The sequence below is a fragment of the Streptomyces sp. NPDC050564 genome (assembly GCF_044457265.1).
In the GTDB taxonomy this organism is placed as follows: Bacteria; Actinomycetota; Actinomycetes; order Streptomycetales; family Streptomycetaceae; genus Streptomyces.
In genome coordinates, this window is sequence record NZ_JBITGS010000101.1 from 1 (window position 1) to 6,812 (window position 6,812).

The window sequence follows — 6,812 nt, forward strand, 5'->3', positions numbered from 1 at the left end:
CGACTCTATCAGATCTTTTTCCGATCCGATTTCCTCGGTGCTTTCCAGGTTTCCGCTTTCGCGTTTCCCTTTCCGGCGGTTCCGACTCTATCAGACTCTTTCGTGTCCGATTCCCGGTCGGCGGGTTTGTCTTCGGGCTTTGAGCGCTTCCGTCTCGCGGCCTTTCGACATTCACTACGTTAGTCGATTCCCTCCGCAACTCATAATCGAGTTCCGCGAGTTTGAATTCAGGCATGCAGGCACGCCGAATTCGCCCCCGCCGAGGGGAAGTCGTAGGTAGTGGGTTGGCCACTCTCGGCTGCTGGCTGAACGCCGTAACCGGTTCAAGCGGCTCGGGCTACATTACGGATCCCCCAGGGACGCGTCAAGTTGAGCGACGGCGTGGCGTATGGGCCCGATAAGGGCTCACTGTCGGGTCGTTGGCGATCCAGAAGCGCCATGGGTGGACGCCGCCGTCGCCGGCCACTCCCGTGCGGGGGCCGCTGCGTACCTGGTCGGAGTGGACGGGGGTGCCCGTCAGAAGGGTCAGTGGAGAGCCCTCGGGTGCGCAGGCATCCGTGCCGTCGAGCGACCGGTCCACCCCGAGCGCCGTGGCGAGGCGTGCGGGTCCTTTGGCCAGTTCTTTGTCATTTCGGGCCGAGAGTCGACGTTTGCGAGCCAGTCCGGCGCCCTCGGTGACCTCGCCGGCCCGAAGTAGGACACCACTGGCCCGGCCCTCCGGACCGCACACCAGGTTCATGCAGTGCCACATGCCGTAGGTGAAGTAGACGTACACGTGGCCGGGCGGACCGAACATCACGTCGTTGCGTGCCGTACGGCCGCGATAGGCGTGGGAGCCGGGGTCGTTCGGGCCGTCGTACGCCTCGACCTCTGTGATGCGCAGTTCGATCGGACCGTCCGGGGTGGTGTGTACGAGGATGCGCCCCAGGAGGTCGGGGGCGACGTCCAGTACGGGGCGGTCGAAGAAGTCGCGCGTGAGGGGCGTACGGTCAGGGGCCGCGATCATGGCGTACGAGCGTAGTCCACCGGTCCGGAGTAGTCCCAAGTAGTCCGGACGGATGCTTGTCGATGGGGTGGCCAGGGGTCCTCTCTCTTGGAAGGGTGAGGACGCGGAACCAGCCGCGGTCGGATCGCGTTTGTAGGGATCAAGGAATACAGACGGACACGACAGAGGGAACAGGCGTTGCCTGGGGAGGAAGTGACATGGGGTTCAAGCGGCTGCTTGCGAGCATGGGGGCGGGTGGGGCTTCGGTCGAGACGGTGCTGACTGAGGTCAACACCGTTCCGGGCGGCGTCGTACAGGGCGAGGTGCGGATCCAGGGCGGGTCGGTGAACCAGGCGATCGAGGGTCTGTCGGTCGGTCTGCAGGCCAAGGTCGAGGTCGAGGGCCACGACGACCAGGAGTACAAGCAGGACATCGAGTTCACCAAGCTGCGGCTCGGTGGCGCCTTCGAGCTGCAGGCGGGCGCGGTGCACGCTGTGCCGTTCGGTCTGGAGATCCCCTGGGAGACGCCGATCACCATGATCGACGGCCAGAGCCTGCGCGGGATGCACATCGGTGTGACCACGGAGCTGGAGATCGCGCGCGCTCTGGACTCCGGTGACCTGGACCCGATCAACGTGCACCCGCTGCCGGCGCAGAAGGCGATCCTGGACGCCTTCATTCAGCTGGGCTTCCGCTTCAAGAACGCGGACATGGAACGCGGTCACATCCGTGGTACGCGGCAGAAGCTGCCCTTCTACCAGGAGATCGAGTTCTTCCCGCCGTCGCAGTACCGCGGGCTGAACCAGGTGGAGCTGAGCTTCGTCGCGGACGACCGCGTGATGGACGTCGTCCTGGAGATGGACAAGAAGCCGGGCCTCTTCAGTGAGGGCAGCGACTCGTACCGGTCCTTCCAGGTGGGGCTGAACGACTACCAGGGCACGGACTGGGCCGCGTACCTGAATCAGTGGCTGTCGGAAGTCGGTAGCAAGCGCAGCTGGTTCTAGGCTACGGACGCAGGTAGTCGGCCGAATCGGAGGTTGAGACGTGACCGAGGCGAAGAGGGCCCCGCTTCCCCATGACTTCCATCCGCCGGTGCCGTCGTTCATCGTGGTGAGCGACGACATCGCGGCGGGTGCGGTACTGGCGGACGCTCAGGTGTATGCGGCGGGCAACACGTCGCCGCAGCTGCGCTGGGAGGGCTTCCCGGCCGGGACGAAGAGCTTCGCCGTGACGTGCTTCGATCCGGATGCCCCGACGGGCAGCGGGTTCTGGCACTGGGTGCTCTTCGACATCCCGGTGTCCGTCACAGAACTGCCGACGGGTGCGGGCAGCGGCAAGTTCGAGGGGCTTCCCGAGGGCGCCGTGCATGTCCGCAACGACTACGGGTCGAAGGACTTCGGCGGGGCGGCGCCGCCGCCGGGGGACGGACCGCACCGGTACGTCTTCACGGTGTACGCCGTCGACAAGGAGAAGCTGGGGCCGGACTCCGAGGTGTCACCCGCCGTCGTGGGCTTCAACCTGCGGTTCCACACACTGGCGCGTGCCCAGTTGATCGGCGAGTACGAGAATCCGTCGAAAAGCTGAGCCCGCCAAGCGTTCACTGAACGTTTGCCCGCCTCTGGTCTTGGAAGTGATCAGAGGCGGGCATTTTTTATTGCGTTGTCCATCTCGGCGCGCCCGGCCAGAGTTGATCCAAGCCCGTCCGCCAGGGGGTGGGCCGGTGCACACGGGAGGTGGGCTGGATGCGGGACACGCTGGTACTGAACGCGAGCTTTGAGCCGCTGTCGACGGTGACGTTGAACCGAGCCGTCGTTCTGGTGCTGCAGGACAAGGCCGTCGTGGAGCAGGCCCACCCCGAACTCCGTATGCGCGGAGCAGCGCTCGACATACCCGTGCCCCGGGTGATCAGGCTCTGCCGCTATGTCCGGGTGCCGTTCCGAAGACAAGCGCCGTGGTCGCGACGCGGTGTGCTGGTACGCGACCGGCACAGGTGCGCGTACTGCGGTCGGCGCGCCACGACTGTGGACCACGTGGTACCGCGTGCGCAGGGCGGCCAGGACTCTTGGCTGAACACGGTCGCCTCGTGTGCGGAGGACAACCATCGCAAGGCCGCCCGTACGCCGGAGCAGGCGGGTATGCCGCTGCTGCGGCAGCCCTTCGAGCCGACGCCCGCCGACGCGATGCTGCTGGCGCTCGGCCAGGACGACTTCGACTCGCTGCCGGAGTGGCTGGCACAGCCCGCGGCCTAGCTCGTACGACGATGGGGCCCACCTCCTTGGAGAGGTGGGCCCCATCGTCGTGCAACGGTCAGTCGGTGACGGACGGCTTCTCGCGGCGCTCGGTACCGCCGTTGCCCGAACCGCCGCCCATGGAGCCGAAGTTGCCCATGGCGCCGCTCAGGCCCTTGAGGGCGTCGCCGATCTCGCTGGGCACGATCCAGAGCTTGTTGGCGTCGCCCTCGGCGATCTTGGGGAGCATCTGGAGGTACTGGTAGGAGAGCAGCTTCTGGTCCGGGTCACCGGCGTGGATGGCCTCGAAGACCGTACGGACGGCCTGGGCCTCGCCCTCGGCGCGCAGGGCGGCTGCCTTCGCCTCACCTTCGGCGCGCAGGATCGCGGACTGCTTCTCACCCTCGGCGGTGAGGATCTGCGACTGGCGGATACCTTCGGCGGTGAGGATCGCGGCGCGCTTGTCACGGTCGGCGCGCATCTGCTTCTCCATCGAGTCCTGGATGGAGGTGGGCGGCTCGATCGCCTTGAGCTCAACGCGGTTGACGCGGATGCCCCACTTGCCGGTGGCCTCGTCGAGGACGCCGCGCAGGGCCGCGTTGATCTCCTCGCGGGAGGTGAGCGTGCGCTCCAGGTCCATGCCACCGATGATGTTGCGCAGTGTGGTGACGGTGAGCTGCTCGATCGCCTGGATGTAGCTGGCGACTTCATACGTGGCGGCTCGGGCGTCGGTCACCTGGTAGTAGATGACCGTGTCAATGTTGACGACCAGGTTGTCCTGGGTGATCACCGGCTGCGGCGGGAACGGCACGACCTGTTCGCGCAGGTCGATGCGATTGCGGATGGAGTCGATGAACGGCACGACGATGTTCAGGCCGGCGTTCAGAGTGCGCGTGTAGCGTCCGAAGCGCTCGACGATGGCGGCGCTGGCCTGTGGGATGACCTGGATGGTCTTGATCAGGGCGATGAAGACCAACACCACCAGAATGATCAGGACGATGATGATCGGTTCCATCGTTGCTCCCCGTACCCTTCTCCGCTCGGTAATTCCGGAAGATCTTACGGTTGTTGAAGATCTTGCTGGACGAGTCTGACAGACCGTCGTCTGCCACGTGGGGCGTTCGGTTCACTTGCGTCGTACGAGGTCACATGACGATCGCCGTGGCCCCGTCGATGTCCACGACGTCCACTTCTTGGCCTACCTCGTAGGCCTGTCCGGCGTCGAGGGCACGTGCCGACCAGATCTCTCCGCCGAGTTTGATCCGGCCACCGCCCGAACTGTCCACCCGTTCCAGGACGATGGCCTGCTTGCCCTTCAACGCCTCCACGCCTGTGGCGAGTTGGGGCCGCTGAGCGCGGTGCCGGGCCGCGATGGGTCGTACGACGGCGATGAGCGCGACCGAGACGACGGCGAAGACGAGCACTTGGAGGACGACACCGGCGCCGAGACCAGCAGAGACCGCGGCGGCGACGGCGCCCACGGCGAGCATGCCGAACTCAGGCATCGCGGTCACGACGAGCGGGATGCCGAGCCCGGCCGCCGCAACCAGCCACCACACCCACGCGTTGATGTCGTTCACATGGTCATGGTAGGACCGCACTCCTCTGGCGGACAGGGCGCGCGATCAACTGGGACACGCCCGGTCCGCGGCGCGGGTCCGGGCGCTCCGGGGTTCACAACGGGTCCGGGCTCTTGGGCGTTCAGGCCATCGGCAGGCCCTGCGCGGTCCAGCGCTCGCCGACCTGTTCCACGACGAGCGGAAGGCCGAAGCAGAGGGAGAGGTTGCGCGAGGTGAGTTCGAGCTCCAGCGGGCCCGCGGCCAGCACCTTGCCCTGACGGATCATCAGGACGTGGGTGAAGCCGGGGGCGATCTCCTCGACGTGGTGCGTGACCATGATCATGGAGGGTGCGATCGGGTCGCGGGCGAGGCGGCCGAGGCGACGGACGAGGTCCTCGCGCCCGCCGAGGTCGAGGCCCGCGGCGGGCTCGTCGAGCAGGAGCAGTTCGGGGTCGGTCATCAGGGCGCGGGCGATCAGGGTGCGCTTGCGTTCGCCCTCGGAGAGGGTGCCGAACTTGCGGTCCAGGTAGTCGCTCATGCCGAGGCGGTCGAGGAAGGCGCGGGCGCGCTGCTCGTCGACGTCCTCGTAGTCCTCGTGCCAGCCGGCGGTCATGCCGTACGCGGCGGTGAGCACGGTCTGCAGGACGGTCTGGCGCTTGGGGAGCTTCTCTGCCATGGCGATGCCGGCGATCCCGATGCGCGGGCGCAGCTCGAAGACGTCGACCTTGCCGAGGGTCTCGCCGAGGATGGTGGCGGTGCCCTGGCTGGGGAAGAGGTAGCTGGAGGCGACGTTCAGAAGGGTCGTTTTTCCGGCACCGTTGGGGCCGAGGATGACCCAGCGCTCCCCCTCCTTGACCGACCAGGAGACCTGGTCCACCAGAGCCCGGCCCTCGCGGACCACGGATACGTCCTCCAGCTCCAGTACATCGCTCATGAGCGCGTTGTCTCCCATTGCAGTCTCGGCCGTCGCTTACGTCTGTGGACGCAGCCCCCAGGGAAAACCTACGCCACCGGTCGGTCGCTCCATTCCATCGGCCGGTCCTTAGGGTGGGGGCATGCTCTCGGAACCACGCTCTGGACGGTTGGCCGCATGGGGAAATGCCCTTTTGGCCGGACTTATTTCGCCGGATGACGCAGTGCTCGCCATTGTCGGCGAGGACGCGGTGCACCGGGTCGAGGGGCTGCCGGGCGAGTCGGGGCCCGTGGGGCTCACGCTCGCCCTCGGCCGGCTGCGCGCGCTCGGGGTGACCGGGCTGCGGGTCGCGCTGCCCGCGCCGGGGCATCCGCTCGGGCTGAGCGGTCCGCCGGAATTCAACGCGCGCGCCCTCGAGGCCGAGGAGGCCGCCGTCTGTCATGGCGCTGCGCTGGGCCTGGTGCCGGAGGTGAACGAGGCGGGGCCTGACGGCGATGTGCACGTGGAGGTCGTCTGGCACTGTCTGCCGGTGCGGCAGGCACCGCCCGCCGATGTGCCCTCCCTGGGGGAGGCCGAGCGGGAGCTGGCGGAGGCGTTGCGCGAGGCGACGGAGGTGTTGTCGCGACTCGACGTGGCGGGGTCGGGGCCGGTTGCGGAGGCGGCGATCGACGCGTATCGGGCTCGGGCGGAGCGGGGGCGGGAGGTTCTCGCTCCCGGGTATCCGCCTCGGGCGGTGCGCGTGCTGGAGCTTGCTCAGCGTGTGGGGTTGCTGATCTCCGTCGCGTACGAGAACGGGCACGGTGGGGCGGTGAGCGCGTCGGAGATGGCGGCTCGGGCGGAGGCCTTGCGGCCGGTGGAGCGGACGGCTCGGCGGGCGCAGGTGGCTGCGTACAACGCGTTTGTGGAGGAGCGGGAGCGGGGGGTTCGCTGAGCGGAGTTCCTGCTGCCCCGGGTGGGGGCTGAGATCGGGGCGGATGCGTGTACCCGCGCTTACCGGGTGCCGCCCTCTCGGGGACGGGTGCCGCCCCTAGGTGTATTGCCCTGTGAGGTTGGGGACGCGGCTGGCGGGTGGTTGGCCTTTCAGCGCGGTGTGTCCGCGGTGGTGATTGTAGGTGTGCAGCCATTGC

General features: G+C 67.5%; 8 protein-coding genes. 4 read left to right on the plus strand and 4 right to left on the minus strand.

Going from position 1 to position 6,812, the window contains the following annotated elements; all coding sequences use genetic code 11:
* Nucleotides 1-364: 364 nt before the first annotated feature.
* On the minus strand, nt 365-1,006 hold the full coding sequence (locus tag ACIBK0_RS51615; protein ID WP_399097451.1) for a DNA-3-methyladenine glycosylase: 642 nt from the start codon (nt 1,004-1,006) through the stop codon (nt 365-367).
* Between the two features lie 197 nt (nt 1,007-1,203).
* Here ACIBK0_RS51615 and ACIBK0_RS51620 point away from each other — a divergent pair, with 197 nt between their 5' ends.
* From ACIBK0_RS51620 to ACIBK0_RS51630, 3 genes are all read left to right on the plus strand, one after another.
* The gene (locus tag ACIBK0_RS51620; protein WP_399097453.1) at nt 1,204-1,989 is read left to right on the plus strand and encodes a sporulation protein; all 786 of its coding nucleotides are present in this window, start codon (nt 1,204-1,206) and stop codon (nt 1,987-1,989) included.
* 40 nt (nt 1,990-2,029) lie between these two features.
* Nucleotides 2,030-2,569: a YbhB/YbcL family Raf kinase inhibitor-like protein gene (locus ACIBK0_RS51625; RefSeq protein WP_399097455.1), complete on the plus strand. Its 540-nt coding sequence runs from the start codon at nt 2,030-2,032 to the stop codon at nt 2,567-2,569.
* Nucleotides 2,570-2,727: 158 nt separating this feature from the next.
* Nucleotides 2,728-3,234: an HNH endonuclease gene (locus ACIBK0_RS51630; protein ID WP_399097457.1), complete on the plus strand. Its 507-nt coding sequence runs from the start codon at nt 2,728-2,730 to the stop codon at nt 3,232-3,234.
* A 58-nt stretch (nt 3,235-3,292) separates the two neighbouring features.
* Here ACIBK0_RS51630 and ACIBK0_RS51635 read toward each other — a convergent pair whose 3' ends face one another.
* The 3 genes from ACIBK0_RS51635 to ACIBK0_RS51645 form a co-directional block, all read right to left on the minus strand.
* Nucleotides 3,293-4,228, minus strand: a complete 936-nt coding sequence (locus tag ACIBK0_RS51635; protein WP_399097459.1) for an SPFH domain-containing protein — start codon at nt 4,226-4,228, stop codon at nt 3,293-3,295.
* A gap of 130 nt (nt 4,229-4,358) precedes the next feature.
* On the minus strand, nt 4,359-4,793 hold the full coding sequence (locus ACIBK0_RS51640; RefSeq protein WP_399097461.1) for an NfeD family protein: 435 nt from the start codon (nt 4,791-4,793) through the stop codon (nt 4,359-4,361).
* A gap of 121 nt (nt 4,794-4,914) precedes the next feature.
* Complete coding sequence (locus ACIBK0_RS51645; protein WP_399097463.1) at nt 4,915-5,706, minus strand: ABC transporter ATP-binding protein; 792 nt, start codon at nt 5,704-5,706, stop codon at nt 4,915-4,917.
* 121 nt (nt 5,707-5,827) lie between these two features.
* Here ACIBK0_RS51645 and ACIBK0_RS51650 point away from each other — a divergent pair, with 121 nt between their 5' ends.
* Complete coding sequence (locus ACIBK0_RS51650) at nt 5,828-6,616, plus strand: hypothetical protein (RefSeq protein WP_399097465.1); 789 nt, start codon at nt 5,828-5,830, stop codon at nt 6,614-6,616.
* Nucleotides 6,617-6,812: the final 196 nt, after the last annotated feature.